We start from the raw sequence: 19,968 nt of genomic DNA, 5'->3' as shown, positions 1-19,968 counted from the left end.
CTCGTGACAGCAAGTAAGCAGCCAAAAGGTGAACCAAAAAAAGTAGTTGAAAAGAAAATTAAAACAATTACTGCCTTGCGGTTGCAACGGATTTTAGGATTAGTATTCGCCCTATTCCTTTTGGCGGTGGCAGTTTTCCTAAGTCTCATGATCGGAGCGAAGTCACTTTCCTTTAGTGTTGTTTGGGAGGCTTTGTTTTCCTCCTCCAATAGTTATGACTATACCATTATTCATGAGTCCCGTTTACCCCGGACGATCGTTGCCCTTGCAGTTGGACCAGCCTTTGGTTTAGCTGGGGCTGTGATCCAGGCCTTGACACGGAATCCACTGGCTGACCCTGGCATTCTTGGCGTGAATGCAGGGGCAGCCTTTGCTGTTGCATTGGCAGTTGGTATTTTTTCCATTTCCTCCACAGCGATTTATATGTGGTTTGCGATTGCGGGGGCATTAGTTGCAACCGTTGCCATCTATTTCATTGGTGGTGGTGCAGGGAAGAAATCGCCAACACCAGAACAAATTACTCTAGCAGGAGTAGCAATGGCGGCAGCATTGGACGGAATCACTACTGCGCTATCGTTGATGAATAGCCGGGCTTTTGCTGGGATGCTGAATTGGAGAGTCGGCTCAGTAGCGCGCAAAGCACTTGAGGATCTATGGCCGATTATTCCGGTTCTCATTGTGGGCATATTATTAGCCTTAGTCATTGCTCCAGCGTTAAATACGATTGCCTTTGGTGATGATCGTGCTTCCTCTCTTGGTGTAAATGTTGGGATGATTCGGATTTTTGGGCTTATTTCTATTACACTATTAGCAGGTGGTGCAACGGCTATTGCGGGTCCCATTGTTTTTCTCGGTTTAATGGTTCCTCATTGTGTTCGATGGTTTGTTGGTCCCGATCAACCATGGATTTTCCTCTATTCCTTGGTCATTGCCCCATTGATCTTGCTTCTATCTGATATTATTGGAAGAGTGGTCATGTCTTCAGGAGAGGTTCCTGTTGGTATAATCACAGGTTTTGTCGGTGCCCCTATTCTTCTTATCCTTGTGAGAAGACGAAAAGCGAGTCGTTTATAATACAGGGACAGGAACAATTATATCGGGTTTACGATAAAAGGAGTGAATCTCATGGATCGAATTGATTTTGGTCGGAAATATGTGCGGCTTAAAGGACCGGTAAAGCTGCGCCTGGATGTAAAAAGCATGATTATTACTGCCATTTTCCTTGCAGCTATTATAGCCCTCAGCTTGTTTTCCCTTATGGTTGGAACGCTTAAATTAAGTGTTGCGGAGGTTTTTTCTGCCTTTGTTGGTGATTTGACAGGATTTAAACGGACGGTTGTGATCGAGTGGCGGCTGCCTCGGGTGTTAGCGGCAATTGTTTTTGGTGCAGGATTAGCAATAAGTGGATTGATTTTCCAGTCAATTACAAGAAATCCTTTAGCATCACCTGACATTCTTGGTTTTACATCAGGGTCCTACACAGGTGCCTTGGTTGTGATGCTTGTGATCAAGTCGATGTCCTTTACTTCCATTGCATTGGGGGCGCTTATCGGTGGATTTGCAACCGCATTTGTTATTTATCTCTTTGCTTTTCGCAAGGGCACACAGGGCTTCCGATTAATTATTGTTGGAATTGCAATTTCTACTGTTTTAGGCAGTGTTAATTCGATGCTTCTTCTCCAGAGTAAAGCTGAGGTTGCTTTAACAGCGGGTGCTTGGGGAGTAGGTTCCTTAAATGGAGTCAACTGGAACCATACATTGCCAGCCATTCTATTCGTATTCGTGTTACTGATTTTTGGCATGTTCATGAATCGCCCTCTCCGTGAAATGGGATTGGGAAAGGATACGGCTATGTCCCATGGTGTCCATTTCGAACGGGCACAGCTTTTATTGATTGTGATTGCCGTTGCCCTAACCGCTTCTGCAACAGCAATAATGGGACCGGTTACTTTTGTGGCACTAGCTGCTCCGCAAATTGCCCTTCGATTTACAAATACGACGGAAAGCTTGGCTCCAACAGCAGCGGTTGGTGCATTTGTTTTATTAAGTGCTGATGTTCTAGCACAGCGAATGATTCCCGGAACGATACTTCCTGTAGGGGTACTAACGTTATCTCTTGGAGGCTTGTATTTAATTTGGTTATTGTTTCACCAAGCACGCTCTGCCTCGTAAGGGAAATTACTATACCGATATTTTTGAAAGAGGTTGTCATTGATTATGGTCATAACAAAAGCAGACATTCAAAACCAAGCGATATCACCTAAACGTTCTCGTCTAGGAGCAGAGGATGTTACCACCCAATACGACCATCGGGTGATTTCTCAAAATCTCTCAATTGAGATACCTGACCAATCGTTTACGGTCATTATCGGACCGAATGCATGTGGGAAATCGACTCTCTTGCGAACCCTTTCAAATTTAATTAAACCTTCAAAAGGGTATGTATTATTAGACGGAAAAAAAATTAGTACTTATAAATCAAAGGAAGTCGCGAAAAGGCTTGGTCTTCTGCCACAATCATCGGTTGCCCCTGAGGGAATCACCGTTGCCAACTTGGTGGCACATGGACGTTATCCTTATCAAAATCTCATTCAACAATGGACGGAGGCAGACGAAGAGGCAGTTGTAACCGCGATGGAGCTGACGAACACAAGTGATCTTGCGAACCGCTTTGTTGATGAGCTGTCCGGCGGCCAACGGCAACGTGTCTGGGTAGCGATGCTGCTTGCTCAACAAACCCCCTTGCTTTTATTAGATGAGCCGACCACTTACCTAGATATTGCCCATCAAATTGAATTGCTTGAATTATTTACCGATCTCAATGAACAAGGGAATACCTTAGTGGCGGTTCTTCATGATTTAAATCAAGCTGCCCGCTATGCTACCCATCTAATCGCCATGAAAGCAGGCGAAGTAATCGCCCAAGGCAGCCCATCCGACATCGTCAGTGAAGAACTCATCGAAGAAGTTTTTGGTCTAAAGTGTCATGTCCTCGAAGACCCGGTTACCCGTACTCCACTTATCGTTCCACTTGGCAGGGATCGATCCAAATAAGATGTGCAATGGAAAGGAACAAATCTTGTTCGTTCTTACCTCCCAGCACTGATCTAAACTGACTTTGTATAAAAAAAGGAACAGTGAAGGTTATCCTTCACTGTTCCTTTTTGAAAATCATTGTAAAAGTCTACTTCGAAATCCTCCGAGGACTAAAGTTATGATGTATTAACCTTTTACCGCCCCTAATGTAATGCCGCGTGTGAATGACTTTTGGAATAGTAAGAAAATCGTAATCATCGGAATGGAGGCGAGTGTGGCACCTGCCATCATGACTCCAAAGTTTGTCTTATATTCACCCTGCATAGTGGCGATACCGAGTGGCAGTGTCATCATATCAGTGGAACGGGTAAGAACCAACTGGCTGAAGTAATCGTTCCAACTTGTCATGAAAGTAAAGATTGCCAATGCCCCAATGGCCGGTTTTAGCATTGGGAGAACAATGTAAAAGAAGGTACGGAAATGGCCCGCTCCATCCATTTTCGCCGCTTCGAGCAGTTCATTTGGGATGGTTTGTGCGAATTGCTTCATTAAAAAGATCCCAAATGGCCAGCCAATGGCCGGAAGTATGAGCCCGTGATACGTATTTACCCAGCCCCAATCTGCTAACATCGTAAATAAAGGAACTAGGATCACTTGTTTCGGGAGTGCCATTGCGGCAATCAGGATGGCAAAGATCAGCTTTCGGCCAGGGAATACTTTTTTCGCAAGTACGAAACCGGCAGCGGCACTTACTAAACAAACCCCAATCATTTCACAGAAAGAAATAAAGAAGCTATTAAATGTCCAGCGCAAAGCAGGATTATGGAACAAGGTTACCCAGTTATCTAATATAGGTTGAAGCGGAAACCATTCAGGCGGTATCGTTGTTGCTACAACCTGAGCTTTAAATGAACCTGTGACAATCCAATAAAACGGGAAAATAAAGAATAATGCGGTAAGCAACAAAATAACGGCTGAAACAATTCTTATTGGGCCTATTCGTTGCTTCTTTCGGCTATTTAGCTTGATCTCTTTTGGTGATTTCTTATAACTTTGCTTGGAACTTAACTCGGTTTGTGCTTTCAACAATATCCCTCCTTTTAATATTCAACATCATTGCCGAAGTACTTAAATTGAATGGTAGAAATGATACCTATGATGACTGCAAGGACAACACCCATTGCCGATGCAAGCCCAAAATTCCCTAATTTGAAGGCCTGTTCGTAAACACCATACATAACGGTTGAAGTACTATAAACGGGTCCCCCGGAAGTAAGGAGCTGAATGAGCGCAAAGATCTGAAAGGAATTGATGGTTGTAATCACGATGACATAAAGATTAGTCGGCATCAGCAGCGGCCAGATAATTTTACGAAAAATCTGACCTGTAGTTGCCTGATCCATTTCAGCAGCTTCAATATAGGAAGTAGGGATATTGCCTAATGAAGCAATATAGAGAATGATCGGCTGCCCGACGGAGGTGGTGATTAAAATAAGGGTAATCGCCATTAGAGCGGTTCTTGTATCTCCTAGCCATGATATAGGCTCCATTCCTAAGAAACTAGTTAGATAATTAAGAACGCCAAAGTTTGGATGATAAATCCATCCCCATACAACTGTTACACTTACAACCGATGTGACAGCAGGCAGATAAAACACACCCCTATAAAAGGACCTTGTAAACTCACTTTTTTTATAGACGGCCATCGCAACAAAAAGGGAGAAGGCAATAATGATCGGAACAGCCACTGCTACAATCATAATGGTATTCTTTACGGATTTGTGAAACGTTTCATCGTGCCATAAAGTCTTATAGTTTTCTAATCCAATAAACTCAAAACTTGTAATATTATAATCAAATAAGCTCATATAGACGCCTTTTAACATGGGGTAAAGGACGAAAATAATAAAGAATATTAATGCCGGAAATAAAAACAGATAGCTCATAAACCAGTCATGATATTTATCTTTCTTTAACCTGCTGATAATGGCTGACATATATAGCCCCCAATCTACTTTTAGTAATAAAAGAAGGAGCGCAATATAAATAGGCTCCTCCTCTTCGGTAAGTCTATTGTTTTACTTTCCCGTTTTTAATGGCTTTATTTGCGTTTTCAGCAAAGTCATCTAAAGCCTCTTTTGCTGACTTTGTTCTAAGCAGAGCCTCTTGTAAAGCTGGGAACCAGAAATTTCGGATTTCGGCATAGCCATCTGCGATCGTCGGAGGATCGGTTATGAATTTTCGAGCCAGGTCCGAATATTCGTATTCAGAACCTTCATATATACCGGTAATGGAGTTGCGGGCAGATAACCCTCCGGTTTGTTGGAGATTTTTCTTACCCCATTCAGGATCGTTGATAATAAAATCAATCAGTTTTTTCGCTGCTTCTGCCTTCTTGTCATCATCGTTATTGAAAACTGCCATCCCTCCAAGGAAAGGTTCTAGCTTTGGATCCGAGCCGTCAGGAGTTGGATAAGGCAGTAAGATGTCTTCAAATTCGACCGTTTTGTTTGGTTCAAATTGTTTTTTTACTACAGCAGAGTAATTGATTGTAAAGGCCATTTTCCCTTGTAAAAACAGGTCATTATTATCTTGGGCGGCTAGGGAGGCAGCACCTGGAGCAATTAATCCTTCTTTGGAAGCCTTTACAACCCACTCTAGGCCTTTAACGCCTCCTGGTGAGTTAATCGCCACTTCACTATAATCTTCTGTTAAAAATCTGCTTCCCCCAAGGTTGGTAATTAATCCTCGAGTACCTTGGTCTCCAGCAGTGCTCTTTGCAAAGAATCCTGCAGGAATTACTTCTGGGGCCTTATCTTTCACGGCACGTAAAGCTTTTTCAAATTCGGCGACAGTCCAAGTACGTTCGGGACGATCGAGCGGTAGTAGGTCAAGAGCGCCAATTTTCTCAAATAATGTTTTGTTAACAGCCATCATAAATGGACCTGTATTGAATGGATACATATAGATATCATCGCCCACCATTGATTGCTTCATCAGAGCAGGTGAAATATCATCCTTTACTTCTTTTGAAAACATGTCATTTAAAGGAACTAACAAATCTTTTTTACCCCAATCAATAATTCGGCCTGGTGCATCATAGATCATATCAGGCGCTGTATTAGAAGCAATCGCTAAATTAAGCTTCTCAGGTCCGCCTTCAAAACTAATCATTTCCAGATTTACCTTAATTTCTGGATGCTTTTTATTAAATGCATCGATAATTTGCTGTTCATATTTTCCTACCTCGCCATCGAGTGGTTGGAAGTTTGGAAATGCCCACCATGTGATTTCAACAGATTCAGAGTTGCCCTTGTCGTTCCCGTTCGCTGCTTCATTCGTGTTGCTTTGTGAAGATTCTTTACTACACCCAACCAAGAACAATGAAAAAGTAAGAATCATTGTTAGGAATATGGTTAGTCTCTTCTTCAAAACTGGCATCTTATTTCCCCCTTTTAATTATTTATATTTAAAGCGTTTTCATATTTCAGTGATTATCATAAAATGGATCAGTAATGTAAACAATCCCATAGATTTTACATTCATGCCCTTATTTTTACATAGTAGTTTGAAAATTGTGATATTTATTGTTTTTTTGTTAAGTGCTGCGATTTATTAAGTATAATTTTATATAAAACATAGGAAAAGGATTTAGATAAAATTTACTGGGGGAAAACAATGGTTAAATTGATGATAACGGAAGATGAGCTGCTAGTGCGTGAGGGGTTGAAACAATATTTTAATTGGGAGGAGCTAGGGGTTACGATTATCCTGGAAGCTGAAAATGGGAAACAAGGAAAAGAGATAGCTCTTCTGGAACAGCCTGATTTAGTTATAACGGACATCCGTATGCCCGAAATGGATGGGCTAGAAATGATTAAACAGCTTCGCGGTGAACTTCCAAATACTATTTTTATTATTTTGACTGGTTTTAGTGAATTTAGTTATGCGAAGACAGCTATACATTTGGGAGGGGTCCATGATTATTTATTAAAGCCCTTGCAATACAAAGAAAGCCTTGCAACCATTTCAACTTGTATCGAAAACATAAAACAAAGAAAGCAGCTTCTTACAACAGCATCACACTTAGACGGATTGAATCAGCAAGAAGACCGAATAGACTCTGAAGGTCTTCATTTATTTCAGCAAATCGAAACATTCGTTAAGGAAAATATCAAACAGGATCTAACCCTTCAAACGGTAGCGGAGCACTTTTTCTATAATCCATCCTACTTAAGTCGTTTGTTTAAAACAAAATTGAATAAAAATTATATGATTTTTGTATCCGAAATAAGAGTGAAATATGCACAAGAATGTTTAAAACAGCCACATTTATCAATTACAGATGTTGCAAGAATGTGTGGATACCAAAGCTATAAACATTTTGTTAAAATATTTAAAAGTATTAGTAGAATGACACCTACCGAGTATAGAAAGAACCTGAGGGTGTAATAAGTGAAAAAATTCAGCGAGTTTTTTCAAGTATTTCAATTAAAACGATTAAATCATCAGATTTTTTTTCTAATGATTATGACCATCACCATTCCGCTTTTGATTATTTCGATTATCGTTTATCTGTACTCGATCCAATCGGTAAAGAATGAATATCAAACTAGTTCGAATCTCATTCTAAACAATTTGTCATTTAATATAGATCAATATTTACAAAGCATTGAAAAAGGGACCTTAACGGCATTAATGGATACTAAGCTGCAGAATGCCCTTACTAATCTATCTATTAGCGGCACTAGTATTGAAGAATTTCAAAGCATTCAATTCCAAAATGCGATAGAACATTTTAATAGCACAATTGAAGTATCAATCAAAAATGTTGAGAGTGTCCAAATTTATGTGGGCAGCAGGGTATTTTACTCTGCTCTAAATAAACGGGATAATTATGATGCCTTAAACATAACAAATGATAAATGGTATAAACAAACACTTGAGAAAAAAGGCGGTATCGTACTACTTGGACTACATAAACCATTTTATCAAACAAACACGGATGAATCCGTTATTTCCATTGCCAGGGTTATCAACAAAAAAGGGACAAGACAGCCGTTAGGCGTATTATTAATTGATATCCGTTTGGATTCACTAAGTGAAATTTTAAGTCTATCAGAGAATCAAGACCGGAATTTCATCATTTTGGATTCCAATGGAGGAATTATTTATGATACCCATTATAAAATGACAGATACTTCACCTAAGATCAGTGAAAAAAGTTCTTTCCTTTTGAGAGTTTTGGAGCAAGAAAAAGGAGATTACTATTCTACCATTGACGGGGAAAATTCCTTCATCAATTTTATCACTTCTCCCTATTCCGGCTGGAAGGTTGTTCAGTATATTGAAGATAGAGAGATCACAAAGCATGCGGACATGCTGCGGAAAATCACGTTAAGCTCGGCATTCTTTTCACTTATTACGGCTCTTTTATTTATGTATTTCATTTTTATTAGGGTAACAAAGCCAGTTATATTTTTAAGCAAGCAGGTCTTGCTAGTTGGTAAAGGAATGTTCAATGTTAACTTAAGCAGCAACCGTAAGGATGAATTTGGCGTCCTTTTTAATGGAATTAGAAAAATGGTTACAGATATCCAGATTTATATTGAAAGGTCCTCCATCTTAAGAGCACAACAAAAGATTGCTCAATATCGAGCGCTAAAAAGTCAGATTAATCCCCACTTTTTAGCGAATGCCTTAGAAACGATTCAGATGAAAGCAGTGATAAACAAACAACACGATATAAGTGAAATGATCGGCCTTCTTGGAAGTCTGTTTCGTGGTCATATTCAGACTGGTAAAGAAACGATTTCTTTAGAGGAGGAATTATCCCATATCCGCTTGTATGTTAAGATTCAACAAATGAGATTTGGTGAAAAAATCAAGTATAGCGAGAATCTGGCTCCCCGCAGCGAGTCAGTTAGAGTTCTCCATTTTTCTTTACAGCCAATCATTGAGAATGGAATTGTTCATGGCATCGAGCCGAAAAATGGGGCGGGATTCCTTGAGGTTTCGACAGCTTATTCGGAAGGAGACCTGTTGATAACCGTTCGTGATAATGGAATTGGGATAAGTTTCGATAGGCTTCAGCAGATTCAGAAACGATTGGCGGACGATAATAGCAGAATGGATGAGCCACATATTGGAATTAAAAATGTGCATGACCAAATTAAGTATTATTATGGCTATCAATATGGACTTGAGATTACCAGCGCTGAAGGGGAAGGTACAACTGTAACGGTAAGGATTCCTGTAGAAAGTCAAAAAAGGTAAGAAACGGACATGGTTTTTATTTTTGCTTGCGGCTCTTGAAATTTATTAGAGGATTTCCAATGATTGAATAGAGGGAAATGTTTGAAGTTTAACATTATTTTGGTATTGTGTGTCAAAATACACATCTGATAAGCTATTACTATGTTATCTTATTTATATAATCCTTTTGGAGGTAAAAAGCGATGCAACTAACTATGGAAAACCCGAATGAAACCAAAAGTGACAAACTGCTATTTTCAAGAACGAATCCATTTCAAGCGAAGGTTCTAAAAAATATTAATTTAAATGGTACAGAGTCAAGTAAGGAAACGAGGCATATTGAGTTATCATTAGAGGGTTCAGGTTTTTCTTATAACCCTGGCGACGCACTTGGCATTGTCCCTTCGAATGATCCTGAACTGGCGGCTTCCATTCTAGAAGAAATGAATTGGAATGAGGAAGAGATTGTAACAGTAGGTAAGCAAGGTGAATCACTTCCGCTTAAGAGTGCGCTAACAAATTATTTTGAAATTACCCTGCTGACGAAGAAGATTTTACAACAGGCTGCTGTATTTACAGATAATGAGGAGCTGCAAAAGCTGCTGTTGGTTGAAAATGCAGGCCAACTGAAAGAATATTGCTATGGGCGTGATTTGCTTGATCTATTACGTGATTTTGGTCCATGGAAGGCATCTGCACAAGAGATCGTCGCTATTTTAAGAAAAATGACGCCGCGTCTTTATTCGATAGCAAGCAGCATTAGTGCTAATCCTGACGAAGTTCATTTAACGATCGGTGCTGTACGCTATACGGCACATGGACGCGAACGCAAAGGCGTTTGTTCCGTTTTATGTGCTGAACGTGTTCAAGAAGGAGATACTCTTCCTGTCTATGTGCAACCAAATAAACATTTCCATTTACCGGAGACTCAAGATAAAGATATTATCATGGTTGGCCCAGGAACAGGGATTGCCCCATTCCGATCTTTCTTACAGGAACGTGCAGTGAATGAAGCTTCAGGCCGTTCATGGCTGTTTTTTGGAGACCAGCATGCTGCATCAGATTTTCTATATCAAGCTGAGTTGGAAAAATATCAACAAGATGGGGCACTGGCAAAACTAGATACGGCATTCTCCCGTGATGGTGCTCAAAAAGTCTATGTTCAACACAAAATGCTTGAACAGGGTAAGGAATTGTTTGAGTGGATTGAAAATGGAGCTTATTTCTACGTATGTGGGGATAAGGACCATATGGCGAAGGACGTTAACGAAGCGCTCATTAATGTGATTGAAAAAGAAGGTACTATGAGCCGCGAAGAAGCCGAAGCGTATCTTAAAAATATGCAAAAGCAAGGACGTTATCAACGCGACGTGTATTAATAATAAGCCTCCGTTCCGTTTGGATCGGAGGCTTTCTATAATATAGCTTCCTGACATGAAGAATAACATAATTTAAGCTTTATTCACTAGCACCAAGTTTTGTAACTGTATTATTCAAGTTCTTAATACAAAAAGCAAAGGAGTTCATCATCGACTCTTTTGCTTTTTTAGTTTAGTTTAGTTTAAACATATCGATTGCGCCCTGATAGCATTCCAAAGATCATTTGCACAACAGAGACGCCAATTAACATCATTAGCGGAACAGTCCACAGATGGGTTAAGTCATAGACATATCCAATCAGTAGTGGCCCGACTGCGGCAAGGATATACCCTGTTGATTGTGTCATCCCTGACAATTCTGCAGCCTCTTGTGCGTTTCGAGCACGAAGGCCAATATAACTAAGAGCTAAGGGAAAGCTTCCTCCCAATGCAAGCCCAATTAGCATAATACTAACAATTAATACAGGATAGCTTGAGCCAGCTAATAAGCCGCTATAGCCTAAAATAGCGCATATTCCAAGGAAAAAAGAAATCCACACTTGTGATTGAAAACGTCCTGCTAGGACAGGGATGATAAAACTAGCAGGTAATCCTACCAGCTGGGTAAAGGAAAGCAGCCATCCCGCTGTTTCCATACTCATCCCATTACTGTGCAAGATTTCAGGTAACCACGAAATCGTTACATAAAATAAAAACGACTGAAACCCCATGAAGATGGCAATTTGCCAGGCAAGAGGTGTACGCCACATACGGTTAGAATGAGTACTTTGCTTCTGTTGAATGCCGCTTCTACCCTTTTGATTATTTTTTAGAAGAATCGACCACAGGATGAGACCGATGATAACTGGTAATCCCCAGACAATCTGGGCTCCCTGCCAGCCAAGTTCCAAATCCACAGCTAAAGGAACACTGATCCCAGATGCTAAAGAGGCAACCAATCCCATCGATGTCGAGTAAACACTAGTCATCAGTCCAAATTTTTGAGGGAATCGTTCCTTAACAACTGCCGGCAATAGAACATTGCCAATGGCAATCCCCAAACCAGCTAAAAGAGTCCCGGTAAAAAGGAAAAAAGCCACTGGAATCGAGCGAATCGTTATTCCAATTAACAGAGTAGTTAAGCCGATCATTAACGTTCGTTCATTTGTGAGTCGGGAAGCTATTTTAGGAACGAGAGGGGACATGACAGCAAAAACAATTAATGGCAGACTCATCAATAGTCCGGCACTCCAGTGTGCCAGCCCAATATCCTCTTGAATCATCCCGACCAATGGCCCTAATGAAGTAATAGCAGGGCGCAGATTAAATGCTATAAGGACAATTCCGGCAATGAATAAATATATATACGTAGAATGAGCAGAAGCCTTGGTTTTCAGTAACTCCATAAAAAATCCTCCATAATCCAAACTTTCTAAAGTATAGCACTAAAAGATGGAAAAAGGTTAATATGACTTCTACCATTAAAAGAAATCCATATATATAGGAGTAAAAATGAACAGGAGTAGAAGTCAGTGGATAAACAAACTAGCCAATTTAGATGGGTTGTATTTGCTTCTGTCTTGTTTACATATTTATTCATGGCGAGTCAAAGAACCGCCCCAGGATTGATCACGGAACAAGTGATGAGGGATTTTCAGGTAACGGCATCAACGATTGGGTTACTGACCAGCATTCAATATTTGGTATACACTGGTTTGCAAATTCCGATGGGGATTTTGGCTGATCGTTTTGGACCTAATTTTTTCCTTATTATAGGTGCAATACTTACAGGTTTAGGGACAATCATTTATAGTCTGGGTACACATGAATATGTTCTTTTTTTTGCTAGGATCTTAACGGGGACAGGGGATGCGACCATCTGGGTCAATATGGTGTTGATTTTAGGGCAATGGTTCAATGTAAAGGAATTTGTCAGATTAATTGGCTTTGCAGGAATGACAGGCAGCCTTGGTTTCCTTGTAGCGACCGTCCCTTTCTCAGCATGGATTGACCTGTTAGGTTGGAGGGGGGCATTTTTTTCAACGGGGCTCCTATTATGTTTTTGTGGCATGCTTCTTTATTTTGTACTAATAAAAAAACCAAAACGAATTTTTCCAAATGAACCGCTATCTATTATAAATAATACACAACGGGAAAAAATGTCGGTTTTACTAAGAAGAATATTTTCGAGTCGACAGGCTTGGGCGTTATTCTTTTGTCACTTTGGGGTAGTCGGCTCCTATGCGGGTTTTATCAGCTCATGGGCAGTTCCATTCGGGATGAATATGTATGGAATGACACGTTCCGGTGCAAGTCAACTCATCATGATGGGGCTTATTGGGGCACTGATTGGTGCTCCCCTGACAAGTTGGATTTCAAGTCGGTTAGCAACGATTAAACGACCGTATGTGTGTGTTCATATCATAACTTTATTGAGCTGGTCTACCTTTCTTTCTTTTAATGGGAATCCGCCATTTTTAGTACTCATTATTCTTTTCTTTTTGATTGGCTTTGGGTATGGGGCAAGTGCCTTAACGTTTGCTGTCGTTCGTCAGTCTTTTCCAATAACCGAATCTGGACTCGTATCAGGAGTTGCAAATACGGGTGGATTTTTAAGTGCGGTATTGCTGCCAAGCATTTTTGGAATGGTATTGGATCACTATCTGACTGAGTCAGGTAGTATTGCTGATGGATACTATTATGGTTTTTTCACTCCCGTAATCTTTTCTTTTATTGGATTGGTGGGGGTCATTCTTATTAAGGAAAAGCGTTTGGAGGAAGAAAAATCATAGTATTGAAAAAAGATAATTGGGCTGTCCGAAAAATCAGGTAACTGACCTTTGGTAGCCCCTTGATTCCCGTTTAACAAGAAAAACCCTGTGGAGTGTCATCAGGGAAGCCATCTGATGCCCGTTTAGCAAAAAAATACATGAGGTGGGGATCAGATATAAAAATATTTATAAATAAGCAGGAATTTCCAAGGTGTTTAGCAAATGTTTATGAATGAATATTCATTCAGTTAAAGGGGAGATACGATGCTTTTCTTAAACCCAAAGAAATTAAACCAACAACTAGAAGATGAGAAAACAAAAGCAATAATGGAGAAGACTCTTTCCTTTTTTGAAAAAAAGGGAAATGCGAAGTTAAAAGATGAGGATCAAGCATGTAAATGGTATGACGACTTTATTGAATTTTTAAAGGAAGAGGAAATTTTTTCAACTCTATTAACGCCTGCGGGGTATGGGGAGAAGGATGCGAGATTTGATCTTTCACGTATCTGTGACTACAGTGAGTTGACAGCTTTCTATTCGTTAGCCTATCAATATTGCTATCAAGTGAGCATTCTTGGACTTGGTCCGATCTGGATGTCCAATAATGAAGCTATCAAGCAAAGAACAGGGCAATTACTAAGGGATGGAGGCATTTTTGCCTTTGGGATGTCCGAGAAAAAACATGGCGCGGATTTGTACTCAAATGAAATGAAGCTATTGGCTCGGGAAGACGGAACTTACACAGGAAATGGGTCAAAGTATTATATCGGAAATGCGAATGAAGCGGCGCTTGTTTCCGTATTTGGACGAATGGCAGAAACGGATGAATTTGTTTTCTTTGTTGTTAATCCAAAAGATGATCATTATCATTTAGAAAAGAAAATATACACATCGGGTGTAAGGCCAGCGTTTGTAGGTTCATTTTCAATTAACGACTACCCAATTACCGAAGCGGAAATTTTATCAAAAGGACAAGCGGCATGGGATTCATCCTTATCTACGGTGAATATTGGCAAGTTCCAATTAGGCTTTGCATCAGCAGGAATATGTCAGCATGCATTCTATGAAGCACTAAACCATGCGAGTGAGCGTGTCTTGTACGGACAAAAGGTAACCGATTTTAGTCATGTAAAAGCATTATTCACAGAGTCTTTTGCACGGATCATTGCGATGAAACTTTATGCACTTAGGGCTGTTGATTACTTCCGCTCCTCTTCAGAAGAAGACCGCAGGTATCTGTTATTTAATCCGATTCAAAAAATGAAAGTCACCAAGCAGGGAATGGAAGTAATTGATATGCTATTGGATATTGTCGCTGCCAAAGGTTTTGAACAGGATACGTATATGGAATTAGCGATTCGTGATATCGGTATGATTCCACGCCTAGAAGGAACAACGCATGTAAATATGGCTTTAGTTATTAAGTTTATGGAAAACTACTTTTTCCATGAGAAAGAGTTTGCAGAAATTCCAATCCGCCGTGATGCAAAGGATGATTCTAATCTTTTTAAGCAAACAACTGGTTCGCTTGCAAGTGTGAAGTTCCCAAATTATCGCCGCTGCTATGATGGGGTGGAGCAGCCGAATGTTGTAACGTTTTTAGAACAAGTGGATTTATTCCGCGAAATGCTTTATAACGCGCCGCCGACTAACCTGCAAGCGAAAGACAAAAATCATATGCTCCATTTAGGTGAGCTTTTTACCATGGTTGTTTACGCACAGCTTGTATTGGAGAATGCCAAATTGTATCAAGTTGAAGAGGATCTATTGAACCATATTTTTAAGTTCATGGTCAGCGATTTTGCTCAATTTGCTTTAGCTCATTTGTCCAAATTTGAAAATACATCCGAACAAATTGACTATCTGGAAAGAATGTTAAAACGGCCTGAAATTAACGCAGAACAAGAAGAGCGGATCTGGAAGGAACAAGTGCTGGCGTTGAGAGAAGCTTAAGAAGTCACGGTATGTTATTTGGATTGAAATAGGATGGACTCAAAAGGTTGTAATCAAATAAACTGAATATAAATAGAAGGAGCATAATCCCTTAATAAGATTAGCTCCTTTTCCATTTTCACATGACTTTTACTTGAGGGTTCTTTTTAATTTACGAATCCACGTTCAAAGTGATTCATATCTGTTAGTTCAATGATATATTCATAGTTATGAATAGAATCTTGGAGGTTTTTCCTCTCTTCCTCTGATAAGTTCTGTGACTCCAATTTTTTCAGCAGTTCATTTTTGGATACTTCTAGTATATTCTTCACTTCTTGGTAATCCATTAGGAAAACCCCTTTCTTATAATAAAAAATAGCCATTATTAAAACGTTTTCATTAATATTTATATTATAATAGCTAAATTTGCTAAATGATTATTTGAAATGTTAAGAATCAATGAATCATTTTTTCTAAGTTCAACCATCTAAGCTGTGATATACATTGATATAAAGTTGAATATTAATTAGAATGAATAAAAAAAGCAGGTACCAATATGAGTATAATCTTAGCTTTATTAGCAGCTTTATTTGCTTCCCTCACAGCGATCTTAGCAAAAATCGGAATTGAAAATGTCAATTCTAATTTAGCCACTGCGATTCGAACGATTGTGGTTTTAATCATGGCCTATTTAACGGTAATCATAACGGGTCAGCATGACTCGATTACTCAGGTTCCCATCAAAGCTTTATGGTATTTATTATTTTCTGGTGTTTCGACAGGCTTATCATGGTTGTTTTTCTTCAAAGCTCTCGCCATTGGGGATGTGTCGAAAGTTGTACCGATTGATAAATCAAGTATCGTGTTAACGATTGCACTCTCCATTCTCTTCTTAGGCGAACCGGCCGAGCCCCTTGTAATCGCAGGGGGAGCGATTATCGCGATTGGGACTTTTATTTTAATTGGAAAAAATGAGGAAAAGAAACGATTTACAGGCTCACAAATCTATATTGTGTATGCCATTCTTGCGGCAGTATTTGCAGCCTTGACCTCGATATTAGCAAAAGTAGGAATGGAAGGCGTTGATTCGAATGTCGCCACTTTTTTAAGAACTATCGTTATTCTTTTGTTTGCATGGGCGATCGTTTTTTTCAAAGGAAACCATAAGGAATTGAAAAACATTACGAAGAAAGGCTACCTATTTTTAATCTTATCGGGGATTGCGACTGGATTATCATGGATCTGTTATTTCGCCGCTTTGGCGATGGGGAAAGTTTCAATCGTTGCCCCAATCGATAAATTTAGTGTAGTACTTACAATGATATTGAGTTTTGTTCTTTTAAAAGAAAAGGCAACGAAACACACGATTATCGGCGGAATCGTCATTTCGATAGGAACCGTTCTACTGCTTTTATAGTTAAGGTTTTAAACAATCTAGAGGCTGACCTCTAGATTTTTTTATTGTTCCTTGATGCGTTTGTAATCCATTACAACTGATTCACTAAAGTTCAATAATTATTAAATGAAATCGGCATTTATTGATAAATCGTTCATATAAATTTATTATTCTAACGGTATTTGTAATCCATTACATTGGATGTTTAACGAAAGTAGGTAGCATGATGGCGAATATTCACCAGGTAGCAGAAAAAGCAGGTGTTTCCGTTGCGACGGTTTCCAGAGTGCTGAATAACGGCCCTTCAGTAAGTCCGAAAACAAGGCTAAAGGTTGAAAGTGCGATAAAAGAACTGAAATATGAACCTAGTATGTTAGGAAGAAATCTTAGAAACTCCGAAAGTCGCCTCTTACTGGTACTAATACCTAGTATTTCAAATCCTTTTTACACAGAAATCATCAAGGGGATTGAAAATATTGCGATCAATCACCATTACAACATTCTTCTTTGTGAAACAGACTCGAATCCACAGCGGGAAAACATCTATTTTAATATGGTGAAAAATAAATTGGCGGATGGCATTATTTCGATGGATCCCACTGTCAATAGGAAAAAGCTCAATGAATTGGCGGAGAATCATTCGATTATTCTTTGTAGTGAGTACGAAGAAGGCGGCGCCATTCCTTACGTCACGATTGATAACGAACTGGCTGCCTATCATGCTATTAAACATTTGATTAAAATCGGGAACAAAAGTATAGCTATGATTAATGCGGATGAAAAGTTCTTATACACTCGACAGCGTAGAAGAGGGTATGAAAGGGCATTAAAGGAGTTTAACCTCCCTATTCGAACGGAATGGATTTATAACACCGAGAAACTGGATTTTGAAAATGGTGTTCATGCAATGAGGATGCTGCTTCAATTAAAGGAGCGACCGACAGCGGTTTTTGCTGTATCTGATACATTGGCTATTGGAGCACTAAAAGAGATAAATGTGAGTGGTTTAAAGGTTCCAGACGAGATAGCGGTAGTGGGCTTCGATAAAATCAGCTTTTCGAATATGACAAATCCAACCTTAACGACCGTTGCACAGCCGATGTACAAAATGGGCTGTACCGCAGCAATCATGTTAATTAATAGAATTAAAGGGAACAAAGTAGAAAGTATTGTGTTAGACCACGAATTAGTCATTCGCGAGTCAACAATGGGATAGGAGTAAAGAGTGGGAGGTTATGGATTTGGGAATAAAAGTTGGCATTATCGGATGTGGTTCGATAGCGAGGGTTCGCCATGCACCGGAGTATAAAGCAAATCCTTATGTTGAGGAGATTGTCTTTTTTGACCGTAAGCTAGAAAGAGCGAAACAACTTGCAAAGGAATTTGGCGGCAGAGCAGTAGATACAGTGGAAGAACTGTTTACGGATCCAACGATTGTAGCGATTAGCGATTGTTCCTCTAACGACTCTCATCATATTCATTCTACAAATGCCTTGTTAAACGGCAAACATGTCCTCTGTGAAAAGCCGTTAGCAATAAATGTGGAATGTGCTAATAAAATCCTCGAGGCACAAGCACAATCAGGGAAAAAATTAATGGTGGATTATAACCAACGTTTTACAAAGGCCCATCAGAAGGCGAAGGAAATCATTGACAGAAAAGAATTGGGCGAGGTTCTAACCTTTCAAACTACCTTTGGTCACAAAGGACCTGAAAGCTGGGGCGTTGATAAATCGAATGCCACTTGGTTTTTTAAAAAGGAGCGTTCTTTTTCAGGTGTGGCTGGTGATTTAGGTATTCATAAAATAGATCTCATTCATTTTTTATTGGACGATGAAGTAGAAGAGGTTCATTCCTTCTTTGGTGCTCTCGATAAAGTGGATGAAAAGGGAAAGCCAATCGAGGTTTGCGATAATGTTGTCTGCACCCTAAAGACGAAAAAGGGCCGGTTAGGAACGGCTTCCTTTTCTTGGACCTATTATGGCTCGGAGGATAATTCTACGACCATTTACTGTCAAAAAGGGATTATCAAAATCTATCATCATCCAGAAAATCAGCTCATAATCGAAATGAAGGATGGAGGGGTGGTCAAATATGAACTTGAGCCCATCCAAACCAATGATAACCAAACGAACACAGGTGTGATTGATTCATTTATAGATGCCATTATTCATGATAAAGAACCAATGGTTACCGGTGAGCAAGCACTTGTTACCCTAAAAATAATTGAGAAAATACTAGGATCCTAATCCTTTTAATCTTCCCAACGAGGATTCATTGGCATAGGAATGTAGTCGTAGTTCATAAATAATAAATTTTTTAATAATATTCATGTAACGGATTTCATACTATATTTTATCAAATACTATTTGCTTTTTATGTCATTGTAATGGGCATTAAGGAGGGTGGAATGTTAGATCAGCTTACGATAAATTCAAATACTTACCACGGTTTTTCCTTAGAGGATGCGGTAAAAGGTGCAAGGGAAGCAGGGTTCACGAAGATTGAATTAGCTGCAGTGAAGGGTCATACTGCTCATGTTTTACCGGAAATGTCATCCCAACAATTAAATAATATCAAAGCCTTGCTGCGGGAATATGGAATGAAATGCGTTGGGATTGGTGCACATAGTAATGTCATGAAGGAAGAAGGAATCGCCAATCTATTAAAAAGCATTGAGTTGGCTGTGGAATTTGATTGTCGGTATATCATAACAGCAACAGGTGATGCCCATGATGATTCAGATGTGATAGAAGATGCAGCCGTATTGGCAGCAAATTTAGAACCGATTATAGAAAAGTGCGAGAAGTTAAATAAACAACTTGTTCTGGAAACACACGGAAATAACTATCCAACAGGTCTTTCATTAAAAAAACTCGCTCAATCATTAAATAACCGGGTCAAAATCAATTATGATACCGCAAATGTGATCTTTTACGGTAATACATTACCATATGAAGATTTAGAGGCTTCCGTTGAATACGTTGAATTCATTCATTTGAAGGATAAGCTTGGTTCTTATAACGAATGGAATTTTCCGGCAATCGGGGATGGAGTCCTAGATTTTCAGAGAATATTTGGAATCCTCAAGAAAGCAAACTATAAGAGCCCTATTAGTGTGGAGATTGAATTTACACCTAAAGGCCCCGCTAATCTTGAGGAAGTAAATCGATGTGTGAAACGTTCTTTCAGCTATCTTGCAAAAATAATAGGTTAAAAG

General features: G+C 39.5%; 17 protein-coding genes. 12 read left to right on the top strand and 5 right to left on the bottom strand.

The window, feature by feature from the left end:
• Window positions 1-3: 3 nt before the first annotated feature.
• The 3 genes from ACWM35_RS15425 to ACWM35_RS15415 are packed head-to-tail and all read left to right on the top strand — an operon-like array spanning window position 4 to window position 3,054.
• Window positions 4-1,074, top strand: coding sequence for a FecCD family ABC transporter permease (locus ACWM35_RS15425; RefSeq protein WP_454819684.1), 1,071 nt, complete (start codon window positions 4-6; stop codon window positions 1,072-1,074).
• Window positions 1,075-1,125: 51 nt separating this feature from the next.
• Window positions 1,126-2,172 (top strand): FecCD family ABC transporter permease, encoded by a 1,047-nt coding sequence (locus ACWM35_RS15420; RefSeq protein ID WP_454819683.1) that lies wholly within the window; start codon window positions 1,126-1,128, stop codon window positions 2,170-2,172.
• A 45-nt stretch (window positions 2,173-2,217) separates the two neighbouring features.
• Entirely contained in the window at window positions 2,218-3,054 is an 837-nt protein-coding gene (locus tag ACWM35_RS15415; RefSeq protein ID WP_454819756.1) for an ABC transporter ATP-binding protein, read from the top strand.
• Between the two features lie 168 nt (window positions 3,055-3,222).
• Here ACWM35_RS15415 and ACWM35_RS15410 read toward each other — a convergent pair whose 3' ends face one another.
• The 3 genes from ACWM35_RS15410 to ACWM35_RS15400 all read right to left on the bottom strand — a co-directional run bounded on the left by ACWM35_RS15410 (window position 3,223) and on the right by ACWM35_RS15400 (window position 6,477).
• A complete protein-coding gene (locus ACWM35_RS15410) occupies window positions 3,223-4,122 on the bottom strand; it encodes a carbohydrate ABC transporter permease (RefSeq protein WP_454819682.1) in 900 nt (299 codons plus the stop codon).
• Between the two features lie 14 nt (window positions 4,123-4,136).
• Window positions 4,137-5,033, bottom strand: a complete 897-nt coding sequence (locus tag ACWM35_RS15405) for a carbohydrate ABC transporter permease (RefSeq protein ID WP_454819681.1) — start codon at window positions 5,031-5,033, stop codon at window positions 4,137-4,139.
• Between the two features lie 73 nt (window positions 5,034-5,106).
• Window positions 5,107-6,477, bottom strand: coding sequence for an ABC transporter substrate-binding protein (locus tag ACWM35_RS15400; protein WP_454819680.1), 1,371 nt, complete (start codon window positions 6,475-6,477; stop codon window positions 5,107-5,109).
• Between the two features lie 237 nt (window positions 6,478-6,714).
• On the opposite strand from ACWM35_RS15400, the gene ACWM35_RS15395 reads away from it, so the two are divergent.
• The 3 genes from ACWM35_RS15395 to ACWM35_RS15385 all read left to right on the top strand — a co-directional run bounded on the left by ACWM35_RS15395 (window position 6,715) and on the right by ACWM35_RS15385 (window position 10,670).
• Window positions 6,715-7,488 carry a response regulator transcription factor gene (locus ACWM35_RS15395; RefSeq protein WP_454819679.1) on the top strand — a complete coding sequence of 258 codons (774 nt, stop codon included), beginning with the start codon at window positions 6,715-6,717 and terminating at the stop codon, window positions 7,486-7,488.
• Between the two features lie 3 nt (window positions 7,489-7,491).
• Entirely contained in the window at window positions 7,492-9,312 is a 1,821-nt protein-coding gene (locus ACWM35_RS15390) for a cache domain-containing sensor histidine kinase (protein ID WP_454819678.1), read from the top strand.
• 182 nt (window positions 9,313-9,494) lie between these two features.
• Window positions 9,495-10,670: a sulfite reductase subunit alpha gene (locus tag ACWM35_RS15385; protein ID WP_454819677.1), complete on the top strand. Its 1,176-nt coding sequence runs from the start codon at window positions 9,495-9,497 to the stop codon at window positions 10,668-10,670.
• Window positions 10,671-10,852: 182 nt separating this feature from the next.
• Here ACWM35_RS15385 and ACWM35_RS15380 read toward each other — a convergent pair whose 3' ends face one another.
• On the bottom strand, window positions 10,853-12,055 hold the full coding sequence (locus ACWM35_RS15380) for a CynX/NimT family MFS transporter (RefSeq protein ID WP_454819676.1): 1,203 nt from the start codon (window positions 12,053-12,055) through the stop codon (window positions 10,853-10,855).
• Window positions 12,056-12,181: 126 nt separating this feature from the next.
• Between ACWM35_RS15380 and ACWM35_RS15375 the strand changes: the two genes are divergently transcribed.
• A complete protein-coding gene (locus ACWM35_RS15375; protein ID WP_454819675.1) occupies window positions 12,182-13,441 on the top strand; it encodes an MFS transporter in 1,260 nt (419 codons plus the stop codon).
• A 243-nt stretch (window positions 13,442-13,684) separates the two neighbouring features.
• Window positions 13,685-15,373: an acyl-CoA dehydrogenase gene (locus tag ACWM35_RS15370; RefSeq protein WP_454819674.1), complete on the top strand. Its 1,689-nt coding sequence runs from the start codon at window positions 13,685-13,687 to the stop codon at window positions 15,371-15,373.
• 146 nt (window positions 15,374-15,519) lie between these two features.
• Here ACWM35_RS15370 and ACWM35_RS15365 read toward each other — a convergent pair whose 3' ends face one another.
• On the bottom strand, window positions 15,520-15,699 hold the full coding sequence (locus ACWM35_RS15365) for a DUF3896 family protein (RefSeq protein WP_454819673.1): 180 nt from the start codon (window positions 15,697-15,699) through the stop codon (window positions 15,520-15,522).
• A 209-nt stretch (window positions 15,700-15,908) separates the two neighbouring features.
• Here ACWM35_RS15365 and ACWM35_RS15360 point away from each other — a divergent pair, with 209 nt between their 5' ends.
• The 4 genes from ACWM35_RS15360 to ACWM35_RS15345 all read left to right on the top strand — a co-directional run bounded on the left by ACWM35_RS15360 (window position 15,909) and on the right by ACWM35_RS15345 (window position 19,965).
• Window positions 15,909-16,769: an EamA family transporter gene (locus tag ACWM35_RS15360; protein ID WP_454819672.1), complete on the top strand. Its 861-nt coding sequence runs from the start codon at window positions 15,909-15,911 to the stop codon at window positions 16,767-16,769.
• Window positions 16,770-16,974: 205 nt separating this feature from the next.
• Entirely contained in the window at window positions 16,975-17,964 is a 990-nt protein-coding gene (locus tag ACWM35_RS15355) for a LacI family DNA-binding transcriptional regulator (protein ID WP_454819671.1), read from the top strand.
• 25 nt (window positions 17,965-17,989) lie between these two features.
• Window positions 17,990-18,997 carry a Gfo/Idh/MocA family protein gene (locus ACWM35_RS15350; protein ID WP_454819670.1) on the top strand — a complete coding sequence of 336 codons (1,008 nt, stop codon included), beginning with the start codon at window positions 17,990-17,992 and terminating at the stop codon, window positions 18,995-18,997.
• A 161-nt stretch (window positions 18,998-19,158) separates the two neighbouring features.
• Entirely contained in the window at window positions 19,159-19,965 is an 807-nt protein-coding gene (locus ACWM35_RS15345; RefSeq protein ID WP_454819669.1) for a sugar phosphate isomerase/epimerase family protein, read from the top strand.
• Window positions 19,966-19,968 lie beyond the last annotated feature (3 nt).

Source organism: Neobacillus sp. K501, assembly GCF_053749995.1.
Note: the sequence above shows the minus strand (reverse complement) of the source record. Positions and strands in the feature narration are given on the sequence as shown.

What these genes read in the sequence shown, in the direction of transcription:
- ACWM35_RS15420 (WP_454819683.1), top strand. Translation starts at nt 1,126, where the DNA reads ATGGATCGAATTGATTTTGGTCGGAAATATGTGCGGCTTAAAGGACCG.
- ACWM35_RS15415 (WP_454819756.1), top strand. Translation starts at nt 2,218, where the DNA reads ATGGTCATAACAAAAGCAGACATTCAAAACCAAGCGATATCACCTAAA.
- ACWM35_RS15405 (WP_454819681.1), bottom strand. Translation starts at nt 5,033, where the DNA reads ATGTCAGCCATTATCAGCAGGTTAAAGAAAGATAAATATCATGACTGG.
- ACWM35_RS15400 (WP_454819680.1), bottom strand. Translation starts at nt 6,477, where the DNA reads ATGCCAGTTTTGAAGAAGAGACTAACCATATTCCTAACAATGATTCTT.
- ACWM35_RS15395 (WP_454819679.1), top strand. Translation starts at nt 6,715, where the DNA reads ATGGTTAAATTGATGATAACGGAAGATGAGCTGCTAGTGCGTGAGGGG.
- ACWM35_RS15385 (WP_454819677.1), top strand. Translation starts at nt 9,495, where the DNA reads ATGCAACTAACTATGGAAAACCCGAATGAAACCAAAAGTGACAAACTG.
- ACWM35_RS15380 (WP_454819676.1), bottom strand. Translation starts at nt 12,055, where the DNA reads ATGGAGTTACTGAAAACCAAGGCTTCTGCTCATTCTACGTATATATAT.
- ACWM35_RS15370 (WP_454819674.1), top strand. Translation starts at nt 13,685, where the DNA reads ATGCTTTTCTTAAACCCAAAGAAATTAAACCAACAACTAGAAGATGAG.
- ACWM35_RS15365 (WP_454819673.1), bottom strand. Translation starts at nt 15,699, where the DNA reads ATGGATTACCAAGAAGTGAAGAATATACTAGAAGTATCCAAAAATGAA.
- ACWM35_RS15360 (WP_454819672.1), top strand. Translation starts at nt 15,909, where the DNA reads ATGAGTATAATCTTAGCTTTATTAGCAGCTTTATTTGCTTCCCTCACA.
- ACWM35_RS15355 (WP_454819671.1), top strand. Translation starts at nt 16,975, where the DNA reads ATGGCGAATATTCACCAGGTAGCAGAAAAAGCAGGTGTTTCCGTTGCG.
- ACWM35_RS15345 (WP_454819669.1), top strand. Translation starts at nt 19,159, where the DNA reads ATGTTAGATCAGCTTACGATAAATTCAAATACTTACCACGGTTTTTCC.